A 21,374-nucleotide genomic window follows, 5' to 3' on the forward strand; every position below is an offset into this window, starting at 1 on the left:
GCGCGGCCCTACGCTATCTTCACGTTGGGTGTAAGCTTGTGGTAATCAGAGTCCCTCAGGGTTCCCCTCACGGACGCCTGGCCCGCCCGCAAACCACACCCGCGGCGCCGTCTTGAGTGACCCCCTGACCCGGCTCGGGCCCCCGGCCCCCAGCGGAGGCCCATGCCCTGCCGAAGGGCCCCGGTGCGGATCGCGCACCGGGGCCCTTCTTTCGTGCCGCTGTTCCCGGCTCGCACGCGGTGTTAGTCCATAGTGGACAGGGTTGCCAGGCGCGGGAGACGGCTCGAGTCACCGGGGTCAGGGCGCGTATCCGTTCCGCCGGATCTGTCGATCCCGCCGGGCCGGACGCCTGGATCGCCCGAGCCGCAAGGCCCGGGAACCGCGCCGGGCCGGGGACAACAGCCGCCACGCCGAAGGGCTCCGGCGCGGATTGCGCACCGGAGCCCTTGCCGCCGTTTCCGGCTCGCACAGTATTTAGTCCACAGAGGACAGTCGGGCCGGGATCAACCCGTCGCGCGCCGGTCCCGCACCGCGAACGAGACCGCCAGTGCCAGTGCCGCCGCGATCGCCGCCATCCACAGCGCCGCCGCGAAACCCGCCGTCGGCGAGCCGCTTCCCGGAGGGCGGCTGGACAGCTGCGAGGCGAGCGCGATGCCGATCGAACCGCCGAGACCGAGGCAGGCGGAGTTGATTCCCGGCAGCACCCCGGCTTTTCCGGGCGGGGCGAGCACGACGCTGAGCCCGTTGAGCGCGGTCAGCGCGACCGAGTTGACCGCCGCCAGCAGGATGACCAGACCGAAAACCGCCCACGGCGAACGGTGGGCCAGTGCGATCGCCACGATCAGCGGCGCGACCCCGAACAGCGACAGCCGCAGGAGCCGGAGCCAGCCGACCCGCGGCGCGAGCGCCCCGGCGAGCGGCGACGCGAGCACAGTGACCGCGCACGGCGGCACCATGAACACCAGGGTCATCATCGTCGCCGAGAAGCCGTAGCCGCCCGCCGGGAAGATCGCGAGCAGCGGGACCGTGTAGTTGATGACACTGAGCACGCCGACCAGCAGCAGGACCGAGGTCAGCAGCATCGGCCAGATCTGCCGCGAAAGCAGGTACTCCGCCGGGATCAGCGCGTTCGGCAGCCGCGCTTCCACCCGGACGAACACCAGGAACAGCAGCGCGGCGACGGCGGCGAGCCCGAGCAGCCAGACCACCGGCCGGTCGGCCATCCCGGCCGCCGCCTGGATCGCCGCCAGGCACAGGCAGAGCACTGCCGCGCCGCGCCAGTCCATCCTGCCCTCGCGCGACGGCGCGGACTTCGGCACCGCGCGGACGACGGAGTACAGCGCGAGCAGCCCGAACGCGGTCATGAAGCCGAAAACCGCGCGGAAGCCGCCGTGATCGGTCAGCCAGCCGCCGATCAGGGAGTCGATCCCGGCCACCCCGCCGTACGCCGCGGTGATGATGCCCATCGCCCGGCCGAACCGCTGCGCGGGCATCGTCTCCCACAACACCCGCAACGCCAGCGGGAACGCCGCGCCGGAAGCGCTCTGCAGGACCCGCGCCGCCATCAGCGTCCCGATGTCCGGCGCCGCCGCGGCGAGCGCGGAACCGGCACAGGTCACCACGAGCGAACCGATCAGCAGCCGTCGCCTGCTGGAGTAGTCCGCGTAACTGGCCACCACCACCGAAACCAGGCCGCCCAGCAGGAAACACAGGGAATGGGCGAATCCCACCGAGGCCGCCGAGGCGGGCAGCCGGAGCGCGATGTCGCCGAGCGCGGCGGTCGGCATCGCACCGGACATCTGGCCGAGGATCGCGGCCAGCACGAGCGCCGCGTAAATCCCGCGGGCGCGCGCGGGCGCGGGACCCGCCGCCGACCGGGCGCCCGCCGTCTCCTGGGTCATCGCTCGTCCCCCGGACCGGGCTCCTCGATCCGGATCGCCCGGGTCGGGCAGCCCTGCACCGCCCGCCGCACCTCCGGCGCCAGCGCGGCGGGCGGGGCCGGGTCGACGACCTTGACCCGGCCCTCGTCGTCCTGGTCGAACACCTCCGGCACCCGGTAGACGCACAGGCTGCTGACCACGCAGACCTCCCGGTCCGCCGATACGCGCAGCGCGTCCTCGCCGGTCACCATTCGACCGGGATCTCGGCGAACGCCTCCAGGAACCCGCCGTCCTTGCGCGGCAGGTCGGCCGCGGGCACGGCGAGGCGCAACCCGGGGAACCGGCGCAGCAAGCCCTCGGTGACGACCTGCAGCTCCATCCGGGCCAGCGCCGCGCCCACGCAGTAGTGGATGCCCGAGCCGAACGTGAGGTGGTGGTTGCCGGTGCGGCGGATGTCGAGCTTCAACGGGTCGGGGAACATCGATTCGTCCACGTTCGCCTCGGTGGACAGCAGCACGGTCGACCCCTTGGGGACCACCGAGCCGTCGGCGAGTTCGATGTCTTCCAGCGCGTACCGCAGCGAGCCGAGCGAGGACCCCATCAGCTCGTACCGGAGCAGTTCCTCGACCGCCGACGGGATGAGCGAGTAGTCGGCGCGAAGATCGGCGACGACTTCCGGACGGTGCAGCAGAACCGCCATGCTGGAACCGATTTGGCTGGCCGTGGTGATGTAGCCGGCGATCAGCAGGGTGCGGATCCAGTGGTGCAGCTGGTAATCCGAGAGCCGGTCGCGGTCCCCGTCGCTGATCTGGATCAGCGCGCTCGTCAGGTCCTCGCCCGGGGTTTCGCGGCGCAGCCGGATGAACTTGTCGATGTAGCTCCACAGGTCTTCCCGGCAGCGCGCCACCTCGGAGTCGGGCAGCTTGCTGATCGACAGGAAGCCGTCGACCAGCCCGCGGAAGACCTCCATGTCCTCCTCGGGAATGCCGAGCAGATGGCAGATCACGCGGATCGGCAGCGGGAACGCGATCGCCTCGTTGAGTTCGGCGGACGGCTCGCCCCGCGCCATGTCGTCGAGGAGCTCTTCGGTGATCTTCGTCGCGAGCGGCCGCAGCGACTCGATCCGCCGGGCGCTGAAGGCCCGGGTCACCAGTCCGCGCTCGGCGTTGTAGCGAGGCGGGTCCGAGTCGATCTCCGGGTCGCCGAACAGGTCGTTGTTGAGCGAGATCCGCGACGTCGGGTGCCGGGCGGTGTTGCGGCTCAGCCGCACGTCGGCGAACAACGCCTTGACGTCCTGGTACCGGGTCACGAGGAGAGCGGGATCGCCGCTGGGCAAAGAGATCTCGAGGATGGGCTGCTCGCGCAGCGCCCGCCACTTCTCGGGGATCTCCAGCGGCGGAGTCCACGCGAACGGGTAAGAAACAGGGCACGAACCGGACACCGGGCACCTCTCTCAGGTCAGCCGCGCGCCGACGGCGAACTGGGCATTTGCTCGCCGCACACCGTCGCGCCCCCCGCTGGTGCGGCGCTGGAGCAGCGGTCAGCGGGCGGCGCGCCCAGTCCCGTCCCAGCGATCCTCGACCGGACCTCGCCACCCTGGCCGGGACCGGAACCAGGAGAGGAACGACGCCGATGACGAACACCACCACCCCGCCCGCCCAGGACACTCTCGCCCGGCACACCGACGGTTCGGCCGACATCCTTCGGCTGGGCAACTCCTTCTGCGACGCGCAGGCGTTGCTGACGGCGGTCGAGCTGAACCTCTTCGGCAGTCTCGCCGCGGGCCCGGCGAGCGAGGAGGAGCTCCGGGAGCGGCTGGGTCTGCACGGCCGCGGCCTGCGCGATTTCCTGCGCCTGCTGGTCGCGCTCGGCCTGCTGGAAACCGAGGGCGAGCGCTACCGCAACACCGAGGCGGGCTCCCGGCACCTGGTGCCCGGCGGAACCGGCTACATCGGGGATTTCCTCGGCGGGGCCAAGCACTTCCTGTACCCGGTGTGGGGCGGCCTCGGCAACGCGGTGCGCACCGGCAAGCCCCAGGCGGGCGGCGACTTCGAGGTGATGCTCAACAACCCGGAGATGATCGCTCCGTACGTCCGGATGATGGACGGGCTGATGCAGGTCCTCGGCGCCAAGGTGATCGAGGCGGCCGGGTTCGCCGGGCGGCGCACCGTGGTCGACGCCGGCGGCGGCCGCGGCAACCTGGCAAGCCAGCTCGCCAAGGCACATCCCGGACTGGAGATCACCGTCTTCGACCGGGAGCAGATCGAACCGTTCTTCGACGAGTACCGCGCCGAAATCGGCAGCCCGGATTCGGTGCGCTTCCAGGCGGGCAACTTCTTCCAAGACCAGATCCCGGCCGCGGACGTGGTGGTGCTCGGGCACATCCTGCACGACTGGTCTCCCGAAGAACGCCGGCAGATCGTCGAAAACGCTTACCGGGCGGTGAATCCCGGCGGCGTGCTGGTGGTCTTCGACCGGATGCTGCCCGACGACTACGGGCACGTCGAGAACCTGGTCGCCAGCTTGAACATGCGCCTGGTGACGCCCGGCGGATCGGAGTACTCGATCGCCGAGCTGACCGAACTCGGCGAGGCGGCGGGATTCCGGCGCGGCAAGGTGGTCGCGCTGGACAGCAACGAGACGCTCGTCGAACTGCACAAGGCCGCGGAGAAGTGACCGAGGCGCTCACGGCCACCGAATGGCAGGGCGGCGACCTGCGCGCGCTCGGCGAACGGCCGTATCTGGACCTGGGCACCTGCATCAACCGGTACGGTCCGCCGACCAGCGTGGGTTCGGCGCTGCGCGCGGTGGACATCCGGTCGCTGCGCGCGCATCCCTACGACGCCGAAGAGCTGTTTCTCTCGGCCTACGCGGACTATCTCGGCATCGGGACCGGCGATCTGGTGGCGGGCCGGGGCATCACCGAGTTCATCCGGCTGCTGTCCGCCCATTTCCCGGCCTCGCGCACGGCGGTGGTGACCCCGGACTACACCGACAGCATCCGGTGGATCGCCAACCACGTCGGCCCGTCGGGAGGCGGGCCGGAAACCGTCGAGAGCCGCGCGGACAGGGTCGCCGACGCGATGCGCCGCTACGACTGCGTCCTGCTGTCCAATCCGAACAATCCGCTCGGTCTCTACGTCCCGGCCGAGACACTCGCCGCGATCTGCCGGGACAATCCCGACGCGACGCTGATCGTCGACGAGGCCTACATCGACTTCGCCGACGGCGGCGCCCAGCGTTCGATGATCTGGTCCGGGCTCGGCAACGTCGTGGTGCTGCTCTCGCCCAACAAGCTGTTCGGCATCGCGGGCACCCGGACCGGCGTGATGTGGACGCCCGACGCGAAGCTGCGCGCGGCGATCCGCGGCCGCCAGCTGAACTGGTCGATCTCCGGCCTGGACGCGATCGTCGCCGCCGAGGCGCTGCGCAACACCGGATGGGCAGCGCACAGCCGCAGCAGGCTGCTGGCCACCGCGGACCGGATGGAAGCCCTGCTCCGCGCCCGCTATCCGGTCGTCGGCACCGGCGTCCCGGTGCACTACCGGTTCGTCTACACCGAAGACGCCGAGCGGGAGCACCAGCGGCTGCTCCGGCACGGGGTGGTGGTCCGGGTGTTCTCCGGCGCGCAGCCCGGCCGGGTGTCCGGCCTGCGGATCACCGCGCCCACCGAGGGCGAGTACCCGGTGCTGGCCGCCGCGCTGCGCGCCGACTGAGCGGAAGAGGGCAAAGCCCTATTAACCATAACCATAGTATGGCTATGGTTGAGGGGTGCGGCGCCTGCCGGGCGCCTGCCACGACTACGACCGCGGAGTGACGTTATGGATCTGGGGCTTCAGGACAAGCGGGTGCTGATCACGGGGGCGACCCGGGGGATCGGCAAGGCGACGGCGCGGCTGTTCGCCGAAGAGGGCGCGCGGGTCGCCGTCACCTACCACACCGGCAAGGACGCGGCCGACGAACTGGTGGCCGAACTCGGCGGTCCGGGCCGGGCGCTCGCGGTCCGGCACGACCTCGGCGACCCGGCGGTGATCAAGGCCGCCGTCGCCGAGGTCGAGCAGCAGTGGGGCGGCATCGACGTGGTGGTCTGCAACGCACAGACGTTCACCTGGATCAACCCGGAGGACCTGAGCGACTTCGAGGACTTCCAGGAGGACTGGTACACGAAGCTGCGCGAGAACAGCGAAGGGCACCTCCGCACCGTGCAGGCCGCGCTCGGCGGCATGCGCGCCCGCGGCTGGGGCCGGGTGGTGCTGCTGTCTTCGGTGACCGCCACCAGCGGGATGTACGCGTCGGAGATCTACAGCGCCGCGAAGTCCGCGCTCAACGGGTTCGTCCGAGGGCTGATGTGGACGAAGGGCGGCGTGCTGAGCAACGTGGTCGCCCCCGGCGGCACGCTGACCGAAAGCTTCGACGGCGTCGACCCGGCGATCGTCGAACAGGCGTCGGCCACCACCCCGAGCGGGCACCTGAGCACGCCGCAGGACGTCGGCAGGCTCATCGTGTTCCTCTGCTCCGAGGCCAACGGCAACATCAACGGCGAGGTGATCAACGTGGCGGGCGGCCGCTGAGCATGGACCTCGAACTGCGGGGCAAACGCGCACTGGTGACCGGCGGCACGCGGGGGATCGGCAAGGCCGTGGTGCTGGCGCTCGCCAAGGACGGCGTCGACGTCGTCACCTGTGCGCGCGGCCGCGGCGAGAGCATGGCGGCGTTGCGGGCGGAACTCGACGCGATCGGCGGCGACCACCTCGTCTGCGAGGCCGACATCGCGGCTCCCGGCGAGGCCGAGCGCCTCGCCGGGCTCTGCGCCGCCCGGTCCGGCAGGCTGGACCTCGTAGTGCACAACGCCGCGGCAGTCGGCCAGTGCGGGTACCGGGAACTCGGCCTCGCCGAGTGGACGGCCGTGCTGTCCGCGAACCTGACCGCCGTGCACGAACTGACCGCGGCGGTGCTCCCGCTGCTCGGCCGCGGCTCCTCGGTCGTCGCGATGAGTTCGCGATCCGCCGAACTCGGCCTGGCCGGGCGCGCGCACTACACCGCGTCGAAGGCCGCGCTGCAGGGCTGGAGCCGGTCGCTGGCCCGGGAGTACGGGCCGTCCGGCATCCGGTTCAACCTGCTCACGCTCGGCATGGTCCGCACCGAGGTCTACGACGACCTAGACGAGGCCGACCGCGCCGCGCTGCTGGCCCGGTTCCGTCCGGTCATCGCCCTCGAGCGGCTGGCCGAGCCCGCAGAGGTGGCCGACGCGGTGCGCTGGCTGGCCAGCGATCTCGCCGGTTACGTCACCGGTTCCGCGGTCACCGTCGACGGCGCGCTCTGCTGAACAGCCCGCGCCGCCGCGGTTACCAGCGCACCCGTGCCGCCGGAACCGCGAGCGCGAGCTGCGGGAACCAGTGCGCGCAGGACGATTCGACGCTGCGGCAACGCCAGCTGCGCCCCTAGACACCGGTGCACCCCGTAGCCGAATCCGAGGTGCGGGTTCGGCCGCCGGGTCAGCTCGTGTTCCTTCGGGCGGTCGAGGACGGCGTCACCGGCAATGCCAGGAACTTATTATAAGTGGCGCGACCTCGGCCCGCTGACCGTCCACAAAGGACATCATCGGACCAGGAATGCCCGATTTGCCGCCATGTGGCCGGGTCTTGAAGTCCGTGAGGGGAACCCTGAGGGAATCAGATTCCCTCAGGGTTCCCCTCACGGCCCACAATCCTGAAGCGTGTCCGCAGCACAGCCTTAAGTTCCTGGCATTGGGCGTCACCGGTTCCGCGGTCACCGTCGACGGCGCGCTCTGCTGAACAGCCCGCGCCGCCGCGGTCACCAGCGCACTGGCAAGGTTTCCGCGCTGCGCGCGAGCAAACCGGGGGACCAGCGCACCCGCGCCGCCGGAACCGCGAGCGCGAGCCGAGGGAACCGCGAAACCAGCGCCCGCAACACGATTCGCAGCTGCAGCAACGCCAGCTGCGCCCCCAGACACCGGTGTACCCCGTAGCCGAATCCGAGGTGCGGGTTCGGCCGCCGGGTCAGCTCGAGTTCCTCCGGCCGGTCGAAGACGGCTCCGTCGCGATTGGCCGCGGTCAGCGCCACCACGACGTAATCGCCGGCGCGCAGCAGCACGTCGCCGAGCTCGACGTCCTCGGTGACCCGGCGCGGGAAGGCCGTGCTGATGCCGAGCGGGCTGTAGCGCATCAGCTCCTCGACGGCGTTTTCGATCAGCCCGGGGTCGGCGACGAGGCGGGCGTACTGGCCGGGCGCGGTGAGCAGCTGGTAGCAGAAGTTGCCGATCTGCATAGTGGTCGCGTCGTGCCCGGCGATCACCACGGTGGCGCACAGCGCGACCGTCTCCTCGTCGCTCGCCCCGCCGCGCACCAGTTCGGCGACGAGCCCGACGCCGGGAGACCGGCGCTGGACACGGACCAGATCGCCGAGGCGTTCCCACAGCCGCAGCCCGGCTTCCTTGGTCTGTTCCGCGGGCTGCCTGGCCAACGCGGACGCCAGCAGCGACCCCGTCAGCTCGACGAACTCCTCGTGGTCGCCCGCCGGAATGCCGAGCAGTTCGGCCATCACCAGCGCGGGCAACGGTGCGGCCAGCCCGGAGACCAGGTCCGCCGGGGAGCCTTCCGCGCACAGCCGGTCGAGCAGATCGGCCACGAAACCCTCGACGGCCGCCTCGATCCGGCGCACGCCAGGCCGGGTGAACGCGGCCGCGACCGAACCGCGCAGCCTGCTGTGCGCGGGCTCGTCGTGGTTCAGGATCAGGTTGGCGCGCTGCGGCATCGGCACCACTCGCGGCTCGTCGCCTTCGAGCGACTGCTCGCGGGAGAACCGCCGGTCCCCGAGGACCAGCCGGACGTGCTCGTAGCTGCTTACCAGCCAGGCGGCTTCGCCGAACGGCAGCCGGACCCGGACCGGGCCCGCTTCGCGCAACGCGGGGAAGCGGGCGTCCGGGTCGAGCGCGGGCGCGTCGGCGAGCGGGAAAGCGAGCTCGGGCAAGCCGGTCATCGCACCGTGACACTGTCGCGGCGGGCGCCCGCGGTCACCGCGGGGCTGGCGAAAGCGCTGCCGGACGGCGGGTCGACGACGTTCAGGAACAGGTTGCCGCGGTAGGTGCTGTGCGGGTCGTCGATCCGCGAACCGCCGCGGCGGCCCGAGAACACGTTGCCGACGAACGACGCGCCGAAGTCCGCGACATTGTTCACCAGCACGTCGGCGGTGCTCGTGCGCACCACGTTTCCGTACACCGCAAGGGATCCGGGATTGCCGCACATGAAGGTGAACACTCCGGTGCGGACGCCGTTCGGGTACCGGCCGAGGGAATTGTCGTCGAGACTGACGTTGTACCGGAACGCGGTGCGGTCGGACGTGGCGTCGGGGTCGTTGCACACGATCAGCAGACCGCCGTCGCTGCGCCGGCTGAGGTTGTGTTCGTACACCGTGTCGATCGACGCGGTTTCGATCATGAACGCCTGCGACGGCAGCGCCTCCCCGCCGCGCCCGTCCGACACGGTGTTGTAGCGGATCCGCGTGCCGTTCGAGTTGTAGGAGAACACGCCGGTGGTGTACTTCGTCCCGCCGATGGCGTAGCCGTCGAGCACGTTGTCCTCGACCACCGCGCCGAGTCCATTGTAGACACCGATGCCGTCGCCGTAGACGGTGCGCAGCGTGTTCCCGGTGATGCGCACCCGGGTGTTCGGCACGTACGCAGTGCCCCTGCCGTCCGGGTACTCGGGCCGGCGTTCCCAGTCCGACGAGGTGCCGATGCCGGTCCGGCCGACCCGGGTCACGGTGTTGCGGTCGACGACCACGTCGTCGAAACCGGTCGGCCGCTGCGTTCCGGCCGCCTTGAAAAGGATTCCGCCGCTCGGGTCCCGGTCGCTGGGGTTCTGGCACTGGCAGCCGTTGACGTCGTGCACGTCGACGTCGCGTACGACGTAGTGCCGCCCGATGCCGTAGTCGGTGAGCCGGGCGTAGACGCCGAACCGGATTTCGTGCGCGGCGGGCGGCGGTCCGGAGTTCGACAGGTCGAGGTTTTCGATCTCCCAGCCTTCGACGTTGTCGAGCAGCACGGCCGCGAGCGCGCCGTGCGCGTCGATCCGGGGCTTGGCACCCGCGCCGTAGGAACCGGCGGTGATCGGGCGCGTGCCGGTGCCGGATCCCTTCGGTGCGAAGGTGCCGTCGCAGTGGCTGCCCGCCCGGAACTCGACGCGGTCGCCCGGCCGGTAGGTCTGCGCGCTCGCCCGCGCCGCCGACGCCCACGGCGCCGAGGCGCGCGTGCCGGCCGCTGCGTCCGATCCTCGTTGGCAGTCCACGAAATACGTCGTCGGACGGGCAGCGGCGGCGGGCGCGGCGGTCGCCGAGACCGCCAGCAGGGCCACCGCCAACACACCGGCCGAACGTGTTCCCCATGCGGTCATCGTCGTCTCCCGTTTTCTCGCCGAGTGGCCGTGCCGGGAGACTGGACGGCCGCTCTCGAACCGGGCTCGAACGCCGGTTGCCGCCCGTCTTCTTTCAGATCGGGTCGAGTTCTGCTCGAGCCCCGCTGGCAAGTCTGTGCCGGAGTGGTTTCGATCGGACGAGAGGGCTAGCACATGTGCGGAATCACCGGCTGGGTCGACTACCACCGTGACCTGGCCACCGAACGGCCGACCGTGGAGCGGATGACCGAGGCGATCGCGAGCCGCGGCGTCGACGACCACGGGCTGTGGCTGCGCGGCCACGCCTGCCTCGGGCACACCCGCACGGCGGTGATCGACCCGGAGGGCGGCGTCCAGCCGATGATCGCCGAGGACGGCGGCGATCCGTCCGCGGTCCTCGCCTACAGCGGCGAGATCTTCAACTTCCAGCAGCTGCGCACCGAACTGCGCGAGCGCGGGCACCGGTTCCGCACCCGCAGCGACACCGAGGTGGTGCTGCGCTCGTATCTGGAGTGGGGCGTGCGCTGCGCGGAGCGCCTCGAGGGCATGTTCGCGTTCGCGGTGTGGGACCTGCGGACCGAGGAACTGGTGCTGATCCGCGACCGGATGGGCATCAAACCGCTGTTCTACGCGAAGGTCCCGGGCGGATTCATCTTCGGGTCCGAACCGAAGGCGCTGCTGGCGCACCCGGCGATCCGGCCGACCGTCGACCTGGACGGCCTGCGCGAGATCTTCTCCACCGCCAAGCGCCCCGGCGCCGCGGTCTTCCGCGACATGCGGGAACTGCGGGCAGGCCACACGCTGACCGTGAGCCGCAAGGGCCTGCACGAGCAGACCTACTGGAAGCTCGAGGCCAAGCCGCACGAGGAAGACCTCGAAGGCACCATCTCGCACGTGCGCTCCCTGCTGTCGGACATCGTGCTGCGCGAGCTGGTCGCCGACGTGCCGCTGTGCGTCGGGCTGTCCGGCGGCCTGGACTCGAGCGCGATCACCGCGCTCGCCGCGCAATGGCAGTGGAAGCTCGGCGGCGAGCGGGTGCGCACGGTGACCCACGCCTTCGAGGGGTACGCCGAGAACTTCCGCCCGGACGACGTCCGCGACACCCCCGACGGCCCGTTCGCCGCCGAGATGGCGGCGCTGGTCCGGTCGGATCACACCGACCTGGTGATCCGCACCGCGGACCTGATGGACCCGGAGACCCGGCGGGCGGTGCTGCTGGCCCAGGACATGCCCTCGACCCTCGGCGACATGGACTACTCGCACTACCTGATGCTCAAGTCGGTGCGGGACCACTCCACGGTCATGCTCACCGGCGAGGTCGGCGACGAGGTGTTCTGCGGCTTCCGCTGGATGTTCGACCCCGACTTCACCAACTCCGGCACCTTTCCCTGGGTGGCCAACGAGAACAAGATGCGCAGCACCGGCCACGGCCGCGGGCTGTTCGACCAGGGCCTGTTCAGCCGGAAGCTCGACATGGCGACCTACTACGCCGACAACTACCAGCAGACCGTCGACGAAACCCCGCACCAGGAGGGGGAAAACGGCCTGGAGCACAAGATGCGCGAGATCTGCTACGCGCACTTCACCCGCTGGCTGCCGATGCTGCTGGCCCGCGGCGACCGGCTGGCGATGGCGCACGGGCTCGAAACCCGCATCCCGTACTGCGACCACCGGCTGGTCGAATACCTCTACAACACCCCGTGGGCGTTCAAGACGTTCGACGGCCGGGAGAAGAGCCTTCTGCGGGCGGCCGTCGGCGATCTGCTGCCCAAGTCCATTGTGGAGCGCCGGAAGAGCCCGTGGCCGGTCACCCAGGACCCGGCCTACACCGAGGCCCTGCACCGCGAACTCGCCGACGTGCTTGCCGACCCGTCGTCGCCGGTGCTGCCGCTGCTCGACGTGAAGGCCGCGAAGGAGACGGCCGCGAACCCGACCGGTTCGGCGCACGAATGGCAGAGCCGGATCAACGTGGAGACCGCGCTGCAGTTCGACGCGTGGCTCCGCCACTACCAGGTCGACCTGGCCATCTGACCGCGGCGCGGCCCGGGGTCCGGGCCGCGCCGCTCTCCACGGCACCGCGGGGTGCCAGTCCTGGAAGGGCTGCCATGACGACCGTCCCGGCCCCGGCTGTCCCGCGTCGCGCGGGCCTCGCCATGTTCGTGCTCGCGTTCGCTTCGTTCATGGACCTGCTCGACGTCGGCATCGTCACCGTCGTGGTGCCGGTGATCCAGCGCGATCTCGGCGCCACTTACGCGCAGAGCCAGTGGTTCGTCGTCGCGTACGTCCTGGCCTTCTCGATCGTGCTGGTGGTCGGCGGCCGGCTGGGGGACAGCTACGGCCGGCGCCGGGTTTTCCTGATCGGCGTCACCGGTTTCACCGTGCTGTCCGCCTGTTGCGCCGCCGCCCCCACCGCCGGTCTCTTCATCGCCGCCCGGCTCCTGCAGGGGGCTTTCGGCGCGTTGATGACCCCGCAGGTGTTCGCGATGATGCAGGTGCTGTTCCGGCCGGAGCAGCGCGGGACCGGGTTCCTGATCTACGGCGCGGTGATCAACCTCGCCCAGATCGGCGCGCCGCTGCTCGGCGGGATCCTGGCCACCCAGGACCTGCTCGGCCTCGGCTGGCGGGCGATCTTCCTGGTCAACGTGCCGATCGGGGCGGCGATCGCGGTCGCCGCGCGGGCGCTGGTCGGGGAGTCCCGGCCGGACCGCCGTCCCGCGCTCGACCCGGTCGGCATCGTGCTGATCGCGGTGGTCACCGCGCTGGCCGTCGTTCCGCTGCAGCAGGGCCGCGAAGCGCACTGGCCGTGGTGGCTGTTCGCCATGCTGGCGGCAGTGCCGCCGCTGCTGGCGGTGCTGATCCGGTACGAGCGGAAGCGGGGCCCGGACGCGGTCCTGCCGACGAGCCTGTTCCGGTCGCGGTCGTTCTCCGCCGCCGGTCTGCTCGCGATGCTGGTGCTGTCCTCGGTCATTTCCGTGAACCTGGTCCTGGTCTGGTTCACGCAGCTCGCGCTCGGGTGGACGCCGATGCGGACCGCGGCCGGCCTGGTCGGTTTCGCGGTGGCACTGGTCGCCGTCGGCACCTGGGGCGCGAAGCGGGTGCCGTCCTTCGGCCGGGGAACCGTTGCCACCGGGGCGGTTTTGATGGCGGCCGGCGTCGGTTTGCTGAGCGTGCTGGTGGATCTCGCCGGCGCCGCGGTCTCGCCGCTCGCGGTGTCCGCCGCGCTGTTCGTTTCCGGGTCCGGCATGGCGCTGGTTGTCGGTACGCTGGTGAACATCCAGCTCCGCGATGTGCCGGAACGCGACGCGGGAGCGGCGGGCGGCATCCTGTCCGCGGTCTTCCAGTTCGCCGGCGCGGTCGGCGTCGGCGTCGCGGCTGCCGTCTTCTTCGCCCTCGTGGCGCGCGGCGGCAGCCAAGACCTGTCCGTTCCGGTCGGCACGCCGCAGGCCGCGTTCCGCACCTGTGTCCACGATCAAACGACCGGGCCGAACCCGTTCGCGCCAGCGGATTCCTGCCGTGTTCCGGAGCTGCGCGGTCCGGCCGTCGCCGCTGCCTTGACCGGCGCGAAACAGCGCGCGTTCGCCGACGCCACCACGACGACGCTGTGGGTGCAGGCCGGTGTTCTCCTGCTGGCCGCCGCGCTTTGCCGGCTCCTGCCGGCCCGGCGGAGCGAATGAACCGGCTGCCCCATTTCGGCTCCAGCGCGGTCCGATCGGCCCTCGGCAGGCTCGGGACGACCAGCAGGAAACCCGGCCGCGGCCGGGGCACGACTTCGGGAAGGAAGGGCGCATGGACATCGGAGTAGGGCTGCCCAGCACGGTGCCGGGCGCCGCGGGCAAGGAACTCGTCGAGTTCGCCGGGCGGGCCGAGGAGCTGGGGTTCAGCACGCTGGCGGTGCTCGACCGGCTCGTCTACGACAGCTACGACAGCCTGGTCGCGCTGGCCGCGGCGGCCGCGGCGACCGAGCGGATCACGCTCGCCAGCACGATCCTGCTCGCCGCGTACCGGCCGAGCGGCGCGGTGCTGGCCAAACAGCTCGCCAGCATCGACCGGATCAGCGGCGGGCGGCTGGTGCTCGGCGTCGCGGCCGGCGGGCGGGAGGACGACTTCGCCGCCTCCGGCGTCGCCTACCGCCGTCGCGGGGCCCGGCTGGACGCGCTGCTCGAGGAATTGGGCCAGGTCTGGTCCGGCGGCGGCGCGGTGCCGGGCATCGGCCCGAAACCGGAACGCGGCCGGATCCCGATCTGGATCGGCGGGCACTCCGAGGCGGCACTGGCCCGCGCGGCCAAGCACGGCATCGGCTGGATTTCCCCGGGCGGCAGCGCATCGGCCTATTCCGAGCTGGTCGAGCGTGCCAACACCGCGTTCGCCGCGGCCGGCCGCACCGAGAAACCGCGGATGGCCGCGATGACCTACGTCGGCCTCGGCGAGGAGAACTCCGCGCGCGGCGCCCAGTACCTGCGCGACTACTACTCCTACATCGGGCCGAAAGCCGAGTTCCTGGCCAAGGGCTTGCTTTCCGACGAAGCCCGGCTCCGCGACACGATCGACAGCTACGCCGCCGCCGGCTGCGACGAACTGATCCTCTTCCCGACCACCGCCGACCCCGGACAGCTCGACCAGCTGGCCAAGGTCGCCTTCGGCTGAACCGAACCCCGATCCGACCGAGCACTGAGGAGCCCGCACATGCCCAGCACCAGCGCCGCCCCCGGAGTGTCCGTTTTGGACAGTCCGGAGCAGATCGTCCGCCTCGGCAACCGATTCTCCGACGCCAAGGCGCTGCTCACCGCCGTCGACCTGGACCTCTTCGGCGTACTGCAGGACAATCCCGGCACCGCCGAAGAAATCCGCACCCGGCTCGACGTCGCCGGGCGCGGGCTGTCCGACCTGCTGCACCTGCTCGCCGCGCTCGGCCTGCTGGACTTCGAGGACGGCCGGTTCGCCAACACGCCCTCGGCGGCGAAGTACCTGATCCGCGGCACCGACGACTACATCGGCGGGTTCCTGCTCCGGTCCGACCGCAACCTGTACCCGGCCTGGGGCAAGCTGGCCGAGGCGCTGCGCACCGGGAAGCCGCAGGCGGTGGGCAACTTCGACCAGGTGGTCGCCGATCCCCGGCTGCTGCGCCAGTTCATCGGGATGATGGACGGGCTGACCCAGGTGCTCGGCCCGCAGTTGGTCGCCGCGTACGACTTCGCCCAGCACCGCACCGTCCTCGACGTCGGCGGGTGCCGGGGGAACCTGCTGTCCAAAGTGCTCGGCGCCAACCCCGGGATCACCGGGACGGTCTTCGACCTGCCCCAGATGGAGCCGTTCTTCGCCGAGCTGATGGCCGAGACCGGACTGACCGGCCGGGCCTCGTTCCACGGCGGCAATTTCTTCGAGGACCCGCTGCCGACCGCGCACCTGGTCAACCTCGGGCACGTCCTGCACGACTGGGATCCCGCCCAGCGCAAGGAACTCGTCGCCAAGGCGTACGCCGCGGTCGAGCCGGGCGGGGCGCTGCTCGTCTACGACCGCATGCTGGACGACGAGCCCGCCCACGTCGAGAACCTCGTGATCAGCCTCGACATGCTGCTGGTCACCGACGGCGGCTCCGAGTACCCGGTGACCGAGGTGAAGGAGCACGCCGCCGCGGCGGGCTGCCGGGACATCACCGAGCAGCCGCTCGGCGCGTACGACACGCTCGTCATCTGCCGCAAACCCTGACGCCGGTCCCGGCCCGCCCCCGAACGGCGGACGGGCCGGGACGGCTCACCGCAACAGCTCTCCGAGCACCCCGGCCAGCGCGAGTTCCGGCGACGCGGGCGCGGTTTCGGTGAGCCAGCCGACGTACCCGTCCGGACGGATCAGCACCGCTCCGCCGTCGCCGATCGGATAGCGGGCCGATCCCCAGCCGTCGAGATCCTTCAGCTCCGTTTCCGCCGGGCCGCGGCCGAGCCGGTACGCGCGCAGCGGCACCGACGTGCGGCGGGCGACCCGGCGCGCCGCCGCGGTCCACTCCGCCCCGTCGCTCCCCGCCAGCAAGACGAACGAACCGTCGAACAGGTCGTGGGAGGACAGCCGGGACCCGGCCCGTTCCAGCCACAGGTGCGGGGCCCGCGTCCCCGGGCGGGCCCGCACCGAGAACCGGTCCTCGAACACCGAGTCCGGCCGGTTCCCGACGAGCGCGCCCGCCGGATACTGCTGCCCCAGCGTCAGCACCTGGTCCTCCGCCTCGTCCGACGGCATCCGCGCGCTGCCGGGCACCCACCGCTTCTCCAGTTCCAGCGCGACCGGACGGCGTTCGGCTTCGTAGCTGTCGAGCAGACCGGACCCGGCCCAGCCCTGGATCACCCCGGCGAGCTTCCACGCCAGGTTGTGCGCTTCCTGGACCGCGAGGCCGGCCCCGAGCGCGTCAGCTCCGGGCCACCAGCGCGCGCTGTCTCCCACCAGGAACACCCGCCCGATCCGGAACGTCTCGGCGGTGCCGGACAGGTACCGCCGCGTCCCGGCCCGGCGTGGCGCCGAGATCGGCTCGCCCGCGTACCTTGCTTCGTTCCCCGGAGCGGCAGTCCGCCCGGGCGGGCGGACGAGCAGGCTGCCCGCGACCCGGCCCCCCGCGCCCTCCGCCGCGATCACGTAGTCCGCCCGGACGACGTCGGTCCGGCCGGTGGCCCGGTCGAACAGCGCCGCGTCGGCCCCGGCGGAGTCGGTGGCGATCGACACGAGCTCGGCGCCGAACCGGATCACGGCTCCCGGCCGGCGGGCCGCCTCGAGCAGGACCGGCTCGACCGCGTGCCGGTCGCCCTCGTGGACATCGCACGGGCACAGATCCGGCCACCATCCGGGGCCGGGCGACGCGCCGCGGCGGACCGTCCCCCGGATCTCCTCTTCGAGCCCCAGCGCGCGGCAGATCTCCATGGTCCGCTGGTCGATGCCGGAGCCGCCGCCCGGCGGGCGCACCCCGGGCCGCCGTTCCACCAGCACCGACCGCACCCCGTGGCGGGTCAGGAAAACCGACGCAGCGAGGCCGGCGAGGCCCCCGCCGACGATCAGGACCGGCACCCGCTGCAGCTCACTCGCCATCGACACTCACCTAGTCATAGTAGTGTTAATCAGAATAACGTTAGTTATCTCTGCAATATATTAGGTAGCAAGGCGTGCGCGCAGCGAAACGAAAGCGCCAGTTATCTTGTCTATAGTTATGAGTTAGTTATTCCTTTGATGGACATACCCGGTGTGCGTCATTAGACTCAGCGTTACTCGCCGGCGACTAGCTCTGGGGAAGTTCATCCGGCGGGGCTAAAAGGATGTTCAGTTATCTGACCGAGGGTGACGAAACCCCTGTCGGAGTACGCCATTAGCTGGAGAAGCACAAAAAGCACGAATCGAACAGTGGGGGAACATTCATGCACGGAAAACGAGCCGTCGCGGCCAAGGTCCTGGCCGCCGCGGCCTCGCTCGTTCTCGGCGCGGGACTTGCCGCGGCCCCGGCCGAAGCCGCCGCGCCCAAGACACCGCGCACCTACTACGTCGACTGCGCACGCGGCCTCGACGTGGGGCCCGGCACCAGTCCTGACCAGGCATGGAAGCTGTCCAAAGCCAACACCGCGAAGTTCCTGCCCGGGGACACCGTCCTCTTCAAGTCCGGGGTCACCTGCACCGGGACCTTCGCGCCCAGCGGCTCCGGAACCGCGAAGGCTCCGATCAAGGTCGGCAAGTTCGGCTCCGGGGCCAAACCCCGCATCGACGGCAACGGCGGGGCCAGCGCGATCTATCTGCACAACGTCGCGGGCTGGGAGCTGCGCGACCTCGACATCACGAACACCGGCCCGGCGCCCGCCGCGAACCAGCAGCGCGCGGGCATCTACGCGCTGCTCGAGGACTACGGCGTCGGCAGCCACTACGTGATCTCCAATGTGGACGTCCACGACGTCAACGGATGCGACTGCCGGTTCCCGCCCAGCGGCGGGGTGGTGTTCTACGCGACCGGCTCCGCGACCCCGACCCGGTTCGACGACGTCGCCGTCACCGGCAACACCGTCCAGCACGTCGACCGGATCGGCATCGGCATGCTGTCCACCTGGACCGGTTCGCCGCTCGTGCCGATGACGAACGTGCGGTTCTCCGGGAACACCGTGCGGGACATCGGCGGCGAGGGCATGGTGGTGTTCAACGGCTCCGGCGCGATCATGGAGCACAACGTCATCAACGGGTTCAACGAACGGTCCACTCAGGACAGTGCGGGCGCGTACGGCTGGAACGCCACCGGCACCCGGATCCGGTACAACGACGTGTCGAACGGCAAGGGCCAGGCGATGGCGTTCAGCCTGGACGACGCGAACATCGACACGGTCATCGAATACAACTTCTCGCACGACAACAAGGGCGGCTTCCTGCTGGAGTGCTCCGGCAACGACGTGAAGTCCGCGAACGGCATCGCCCGGTACAACCTCAGCCAGAACGACGCGGCGGGCACGGACGGGCCCTACACCAGCACGATCACCATCTCCTGCGGCGACGCGTCGAACACCCAGATCTACAACAACGTCTTTTACGCCCCGGCCAGTCCCCGGCTGGTCACGAACATCAGCACCAGCACGATGGGGGTCAGCTTCACCAACAACATCTTCTACGGCCAGCCCGGCAATTCCAGCGTCAGCGACACCACCGGCAAGTACCTGAAGAACGTCTTCTACCAGGTCTCCGGTGCCCCGCTCGCCGACCCGACCTCGATTCTCGGCGACCCGGGGCTGCTCAGCCCCGGCACCGCGACCTCGATGGCGACCGCGACCGGCTACCAGCTCCACCAGACCTCGCCGGCGATCGACCACGGCGCGCCGGTGACCGACAACGGCGGCAAGGACTTCTTCGGCAACCCGATCACCAGCAAGCTGAACATCGGGGCCTACGAAGGCACCGGCGTCAGCTGACCTGGCCGCGACAAGCCCGGGGCGGCCGCGGAATTCCCGCGGCCGCCCCTTTCGCGCGAATAAGGTTCAGTCCCTCGTCGCCAGCACGACGTAGACCGTCCCGCCCGCGAACACCGGCGCCTGCCGGACGCGGACGTCGAAGCCGCGGCCCGCCAGCCGGGCCACCGTCTCACCGAGGCTGCCGTCGCGGTCGTGCACCTCGGCCAGCACCCGCCGGATCCGCGGCCACAGGTCGTCCCGCACCCCGTCGAGCACTTCCAGCTCGGCCCGTTCGACGTCGATCTTCAGCAGGCCGACCCGGTCGATCCCGTGCTCGTCGAACACCGAACTCAGCGTCACCACCTGGACGGTCTCGGTCTCGCGGACGTTGTGCATCTCCCGCACCAGCGGTTTCGCGGCCTCGTCGAAGCCGACGTTGGTCAGGTACGCCTCGAGGTTGAGGTCCTCCTCGGCCTGATCGGTGTGCAGGGTCGATTTCGAGGCGGCGTGCGGGTGGTACACGAACTCGGCCTCGCCGGGCTCGGCCGCGACCGCGAGCCGCAACGCGGTGCCGCCCGGCACATTCCGGGCGAAATTCGTTTCCAGGCAAGAAAAAGTGCGGGCAGCCGGCTCGAAGGCGATGATCCGGGAACCGGGGGCGAGCTCGGCGAAACACAGCGACGCCAGTCCGACGTGCGCGCCGACGTCGAGTACGACCTCGTCCGGCCGGACTCCCGCGACCGCCTCGGTGTACGGGGTGTCGCCGTCGATCTCCTCCCAGAGGATCCGTGCCTCGACCTCGTCGAAGCAGTCCACCTGTTTCCCGTTCGGCAGGGTGTAAGTCACGGCCTCGGTGCGGGTTCGTTCGGCGGTCATGCTCAGCTCTTTCCGTGCGTCGTCGCGGTTCCGTGGTTCGCCAGGTCTTCCAGCGCCCCGGCGGCCTCGCTCGGGGCGGGTCGTTCCCGCAACTGCCTGCTCGCCTCGGCCGCGTTCCGGAGGTACGCGGGGTCGGCCAGGATCTCCAGCGCGGCTTTGCCGATGTCGTTCTCGTTCGCCTCGTACGCCGCGATGTTCCGGCCGACGCCCGCGGCTTCCACCCGCCGCGCGATCACGTGCTGGTCGAGTCCGTGGGGGATGGCCAGCTGCGGAACGCCGGTCGCGAGCGCGGTCATCACCGAACCGGCGCCGCCGTGGTGGACGAGGAGGTCGCAGCGCGGCAGCACCAGGTGCAGCGGCACGTTCTCCATCGGCCGCACCCCCGGCGGCAGCGGGCCGAGCTCGGCCAGGTCCGCGGCGTTGGCGGCGACCAGCACCTCGGCCCCGGTCTCGGCCAGCGCCCGGACGACCGGGGGGACCGCGAGCGCGCGGCTGCCGAAGATCTGCCGCGACGAGTTGCCCCAGATCACGCAGATCCGCTGCCGGTCAGGGTCCAGCTCCGGCAGCCAGTCCGGTTCCCGCCCGGGCCCGTTGTAGGGCAGATAGCGGATCGGGAGGCGGACGGCGGTGAGGCCCGGCTCGGCGCTCGCCGGGCACGGGTCCAGCACGTAACCGGGCCCGGACGCGGTTTCCGGGAGCCCGAACCTGGCCAGCGCGTCGGTCAGCGGGCGGTTGAGGACGTACTCGTCGTCGAACTGGACCAGGTCGTGGATGCTCGCGGTCTCGTCGAGCCCGGCGAAGGCGAGGACCATCTCCTCCGGACCGATCGGGCCCCAGAGATGGTTGACCGACGGCACGTCCAGCACCCGGCCGGCCAGCGGTCCCTCGAAGCTGACCGGATCGTGCACGACCAGCCCGGGACGCCAGTCGCGAGCGAAGGCCACCACGCTGTCCGCGCTCCGTGCGGCCGCCGCCGCGCCGTCCGCGCGCAGCCGCGCGGTGATCCCGGCGAGGTCGATCTCGTCGAGGTCGTTCACCTCGGCCCCGGTTTCCGGGTGCGGCGGCGGGGACGCGTAGCGCCACTGGCCGCGCCGGGCCTGCACCGCGTTGAGCCAGCGGGCGTGCAGGAGCTGCTCGGTCCCGGCGAGGATCGGCACCGGGACGAGTCCGGCCCGCGTCACGTGCGTGCTTTCCGAAGCGGCGCAGGCGACCCGCACCTCGTGCCCGGCGGCCTGCAGCGCCCAGCCGAGCGGCACCATCGGGAAATAGTGGCTCCGCCAGCTGGAAACCGTGAACAGCACGCGCATTTCGTCACT

General features: G+C 70.8%; 17 protein-coding genes. 9 read left to right on the top strand and 8 right to left on the bottom strand.

Going from position 1 to position 21,374, the window contains the following annotated elements:
• Positions 1–503: 503 nt before the first annotated feature.
• The 3 genes from ABZX37_RS33470 to ABZX37_RS33480 are packed head-to-tail and all read right to left on the bottom strand — an operon-like array spanning position 504 to position 3,321.
• On the bottom strand, positions 504–1,901 hold the full coding sequence (locus ABZX37_RS33470; RefSeq protein WP_354746389.1) for an MFS transporter: 1,398 nt from the start codon (positions 1,899–1,901) through the stop codon (positions 504–506).
• The gene (locus ABZX37_RS33475) at positions 1,898–2,131 is read right to left on the bottom strand and encodes a ferredoxin (RefSeq protein WP_354746391.1); all 234 of its coding nucleotides are present in this window, start codon (positions 2,129–2,131) and stop codon (positions 1,898–1,900) included. The genes ABZX37_RS33470 and ABZX37_RS33475 overlap by 4 nt, the downstream gene beginning before the upstream one ends.
• Positions 2,125–3,321 carry a cytochrome P450 gene (locus ABZX37_RS33480; protein WP_354746393.1) on the bottom strand — a complete coding sequence of 399 codons (1,197 nt, stop codon included), beginning with the start codon at positions 3,319–3,321 and terminating at the stop codon, positions 2,125–2,127. The genes ABZX37_RS33475 and ABZX37_RS33480 overlap by 7 nt, the downstream gene beginning before the upstream one ends.
• Positions 3,322–3,512: 191 nt before the next feature.
• Here ABZX37_RS33480 and ABZX37_RS33485 point away from each other — a divergent pair, with 191 nt between their 5' ends.
• The 4 genes from ABZX37_RS33485 to ABZX37_RS33500 all read left to right on the top strand — a co-directional run bounded on the left by ABZX37_RS33485 (position 3,513) and on the right by ABZX37_RS33500 (position 7,206).
• Positions 3,513–4,556 carry a methyltransferase gene (locus tag ABZX37_RS33485; protein ID WP_354746395.1) on the top strand — a complete coding sequence of 348 codons (1,044 nt, stop codon included), beginning with the start codon at positions 3,513–3,515 and terminating at the stop codon, positions 4,554–4,556.
• On the top strand, positions 4,553–5,596 hold the full coding sequence (locus ABZX37_RS33490) for an aminotransferase class I/II-fold pyridoxal phosphate-dependent enzyme (protein WP_354746396.1): 1,044 nt from the start codon (positions 4,553–4,555) through the stop codon (positions 5,594–5,596). Before ABZX37_RS33485 ends, ABZX37_RS33490 begins: the two co-directional genes overlap by 4 nt.
• A gap of 105 nt (positions 5,597–5,701) precedes the next feature.
• Positions 5,702–6,451 carry an SDR family oxidoreductase gene (locus ABZX37_RS33495; RefSeq protein WP_354746398.1) on the top strand — a complete coding sequence of 250 codons (750 nt, stop codon included), beginning with the start codon at positions 5,702–5,704 and terminating at the stop codon, positions 6,449–6,451.
• Between the two features lie 2 nt (positions 6,452–6,453).
• Positions 6,454–7,206, top strand: coding sequence for an SDR family oxidoreductase (locus ABZX37_RS33500; RefSeq protein ID WP_354746400.1), 753 nt, complete (start codon positions 6,454–6,456; stop codon positions 7,204–7,206).
• 488 nt (positions 7,207–7,694) lie between these two features.
• Here ABZX37_RS33500 and ABZX37_RS33505 read toward each other — a convergent pair whose 3' ends face one another.
• Together ABZX37_RS33505 and ABZX37_RS33510 are read right to left on the bottom strand one after the other, a co-directional pair.
• Entirely contained in the window at positions 7,695–8,879 is a 1,185-nt protein-coding gene (locus ABZX37_RS33505; RefSeq protein ID WP_354746402.1) for a cytochrome P450, read from the bottom strand.
• On the bottom strand, positions 8,876–10,291 hold the full coding sequence (locus ABZX37_RS33510) for a right-handed parallel beta-helix repeat-containing protein (RefSeq protein ID WP_354746404.1): 1,416 nt from the start codon (positions 10,289–10,291) through the stop codon (positions 8,876–8,878). Before ABZX37_RS33510 ends, ABZX37_RS33505 begins: the two co-directional genes overlap by 4 nt.
• A 174-nt stretch (positions 10,292–10,465) precedes the next feature.
• Between ABZX37_RS33510 and asnB the strand changes: the two genes are divergently transcribed.
• The 4 genes from asnB (at position 10,466) to ABZX37_RS33530 (ending at position 15,997) form a co-directional block, all read left to right on the top strand.
• The gene (gene asnB, locus ABZX37_RS33515; protein ID WP_354746406.1) at positions 10,466–12,322 is read left to right on the top strand and encodes an asparagine synthase (glutamine-hydrolyzing); all 1,857 of its coding nucleotides are present in this window, start codon (positions 10,466–10,468) and stop codon (positions 12,320–12,322) included.
• Between the two features lie 74 nt (positions 12,323–12,396).
• Positions 12,397–13,965 (top strand): MFS transporter, encoded by a 1,569-nt coding sequence (locus ABZX37_RS33520; RefSeq protein ID WP_354746408.1) that lies wholly within the window; start codon positions 12,397–12,399, stop codon positions 13,963–13,965.
• A 112-nt stretch (positions 13,966–14,077) separates the two neighbouring features.
• Positions 14,078–14,935, top strand: a complete 858-nt coding sequence (locus ABZX37_RS33525) for an LLM class flavin-dependent oxidoreductase (protein WP_354746410.1) — start codon at positions 14,078–14,080, stop codon at positions 14,933–14,935.
• 39 nt (positions 14,936–14,974) lie between these two features.
• A complete protein-coding gene (locus tag ABZX37_RS33530) occupies positions 14,975–15,997 on the top strand; it encodes a methyltransferase (protein WP_354746412.1) in 1,023 nt (340 codons plus the stop codon).
• Between the two features lie 45 nt (positions 15,998–16,042).
• On the opposite strand, the gene ABZX37_RS33535 is transcribed toward ABZX37_RS33530, so the two are convergent.
• Positions 16,043–17,356, bottom strand: coding sequence for an FAD-dependent monooxygenase (locus ABZX37_RS33535; protein ID WP_354746414.1), 1,314 nt, complete (start codon positions 17,354–17,356; stop codon positions 16,043–16,045).
• Between the two features lie 323 nt (positions 17,357–17,679).
• Here ABZX37_RS33535 and ABZX37_RS33540 point away from each other — a divergent pair, with 323 nt between their 5' ends.
• Entirely contained in the window at positions 17,680–19,203 is a 1,524-nt protein-coding gene (locus ABZX37_RS33540; protein WP_354746416.1) for a right-handed parallel beta-helix repeat-containing protein, read from the top strand.
• Positions 19,204–19,269: 66 nt separating this feature from the next.
• Here ABZX37_RS33540 and ABZX37_RS33545 read toward each other — a convergent pair whose 3' ends face one another.
• Together ABZX37_RS33545 and ABZX37_RS33550 are read right to left on the bottom strand one after the other, a co-directional pair.
• Positions 19,270–20,058 carry an FkbM family methyltransferase gene (locus ABZX37_RS33545; RefSeq protein WP_354746418.1) on the bottom strand — a complete coding sequence of 263 codons (789 nt, stop codon included), beginning with the start codon at positions 20,056–20,058 and terminating at the stop codon, positions 19,270–19,272.
• 2 nt (positions 20,059–20,060) lie between these two features.
• Positions 20,061–21,365 (bottom strand): nucleotide disphospho-sugar-binding domain-containing protein, encoded by a 1,305-nt coding sequence (locus ABZX37_RS33550; protein ID WP_354746420.1) that lies wholly within the window; start codon positions 21,363–21,365, stop codon positions 20,061–20,063.
• Positions 21,366–21,374: the final 9 nt, after the last annotated feature.

It is taken from the genome of Amycolatopsis sp. NPDC004079, assembly GCF_040610415.1.
Classification (GTDB): Bacteria; Actinomycetota; Actinomycetes; order Mycobacteriales; family Pseudonocardiaceae; genus Amycolatopsis; species Amycolatopsis halotolerans.

Coding starts and splice junctions, on each gene's coding strand:
- ABZX37_RS33530 (WP_354746412.1), top strand. CDS start 14,975: ATGCCCAGCACCAGCGCCGCCCCCGGAGTGTCCGTTTTGGACAGTCCG.
- ABZX37_RS33540 (WP_354746416.1), top strand. CDS start 17,680: ATGCACGGAAAACGAGCCGTCGCGGCCAAGGTCCTGGCCGCCGCGGCC.
- ABZX37_RS33520 (WP_354746408.1), top strand. CDS start 12,397: ATGACGACCGTCCCGGCCCCGGCTGTCCCGCGTCGCGCGGGCCTCGCC.
- ABZX37_RS33470 (WP_354746389.1), bottom strand. CDS start 1,901: ATGACCCAGGAGACGGCGGGCGCCCGGTCGGCGGCGGGTCCCGCGCCC.
- ABZX37_RS33505 (WP_354746402.1), bottom strand. CDS start 8,879: ATGACCGGCTTGCCCGAGCTCGCTTTCCCGCTCGCCGACGCGCCCGCG.
- ABZX37_RS33545 (WP_354746418.1), bottom strand. CDS start 20,058: ATGACCGCCGAACGAACCCGCACCGAGGCCGTGACTTACACCCTGCCG.
- ABZX37_RS33525 (WP_354746410.1), top strand. CDS start 14,078: ATGGACATCGGAGTAGGGCTGCCCAGCACGGTGCCGGGCGCCGCGGGC.
- ABZX37_RS33550 (WP_354746420.1), bottom strand. CDS start 21,365: ATGCGCGTGCTGTTCACGGTTTCCAGCTGGCGGAGCCACTATTTCCCG.
- ABZX37_RS33510 (WP_354746404.1), bottom strand. CDS start 10,291: ATGACCGCATGGGGAACACGTTCGGCCGGTGTGTTGGCGGTGGCCCTG.
- ABZX37_RS33485 (WP_354746395.1), top strand. CDS start 3,513: ATGACGAACACCACCACCCCGCCCGCCCAGGACACTCTCGCCCGGCAC.
- ABZX37_RS33535 (WP_354746414.1), bottom strand. CDS start 17,356: ATGGCGAGTGAGCTGCAGCGGGTGCCGGTCCTGATCGTCGGCGGGGGC.
- asnB (WP_354746406.1), top strand. CDS start 10,466: ATGTGCGGAATCACCGGCTGGGTCGACTACCACCGTGACCTGGCCACC.
- ABZX37_RS33500 (WP_354746400.1), top strand. CDS start 6,454: ATGGACCTCGAACTGCGGGGCAAACGCGCACTGGTGACCGGCGGCACG.
- ABZX37_RS33495 (WP_354746398.1), top strand. CDS start 5,702: ATGGATCTGGGGCTTCAGGACAAGCGGGTGCTGATCACGGGGGCGACC.
- ABZX37_RS33475 (WP_354746391.1), bottom strand. CDS start 2,131: ATGGTGACCGGCGAGGACGCGCTGCGCGTATCGGCGGACCGGGAGGTC.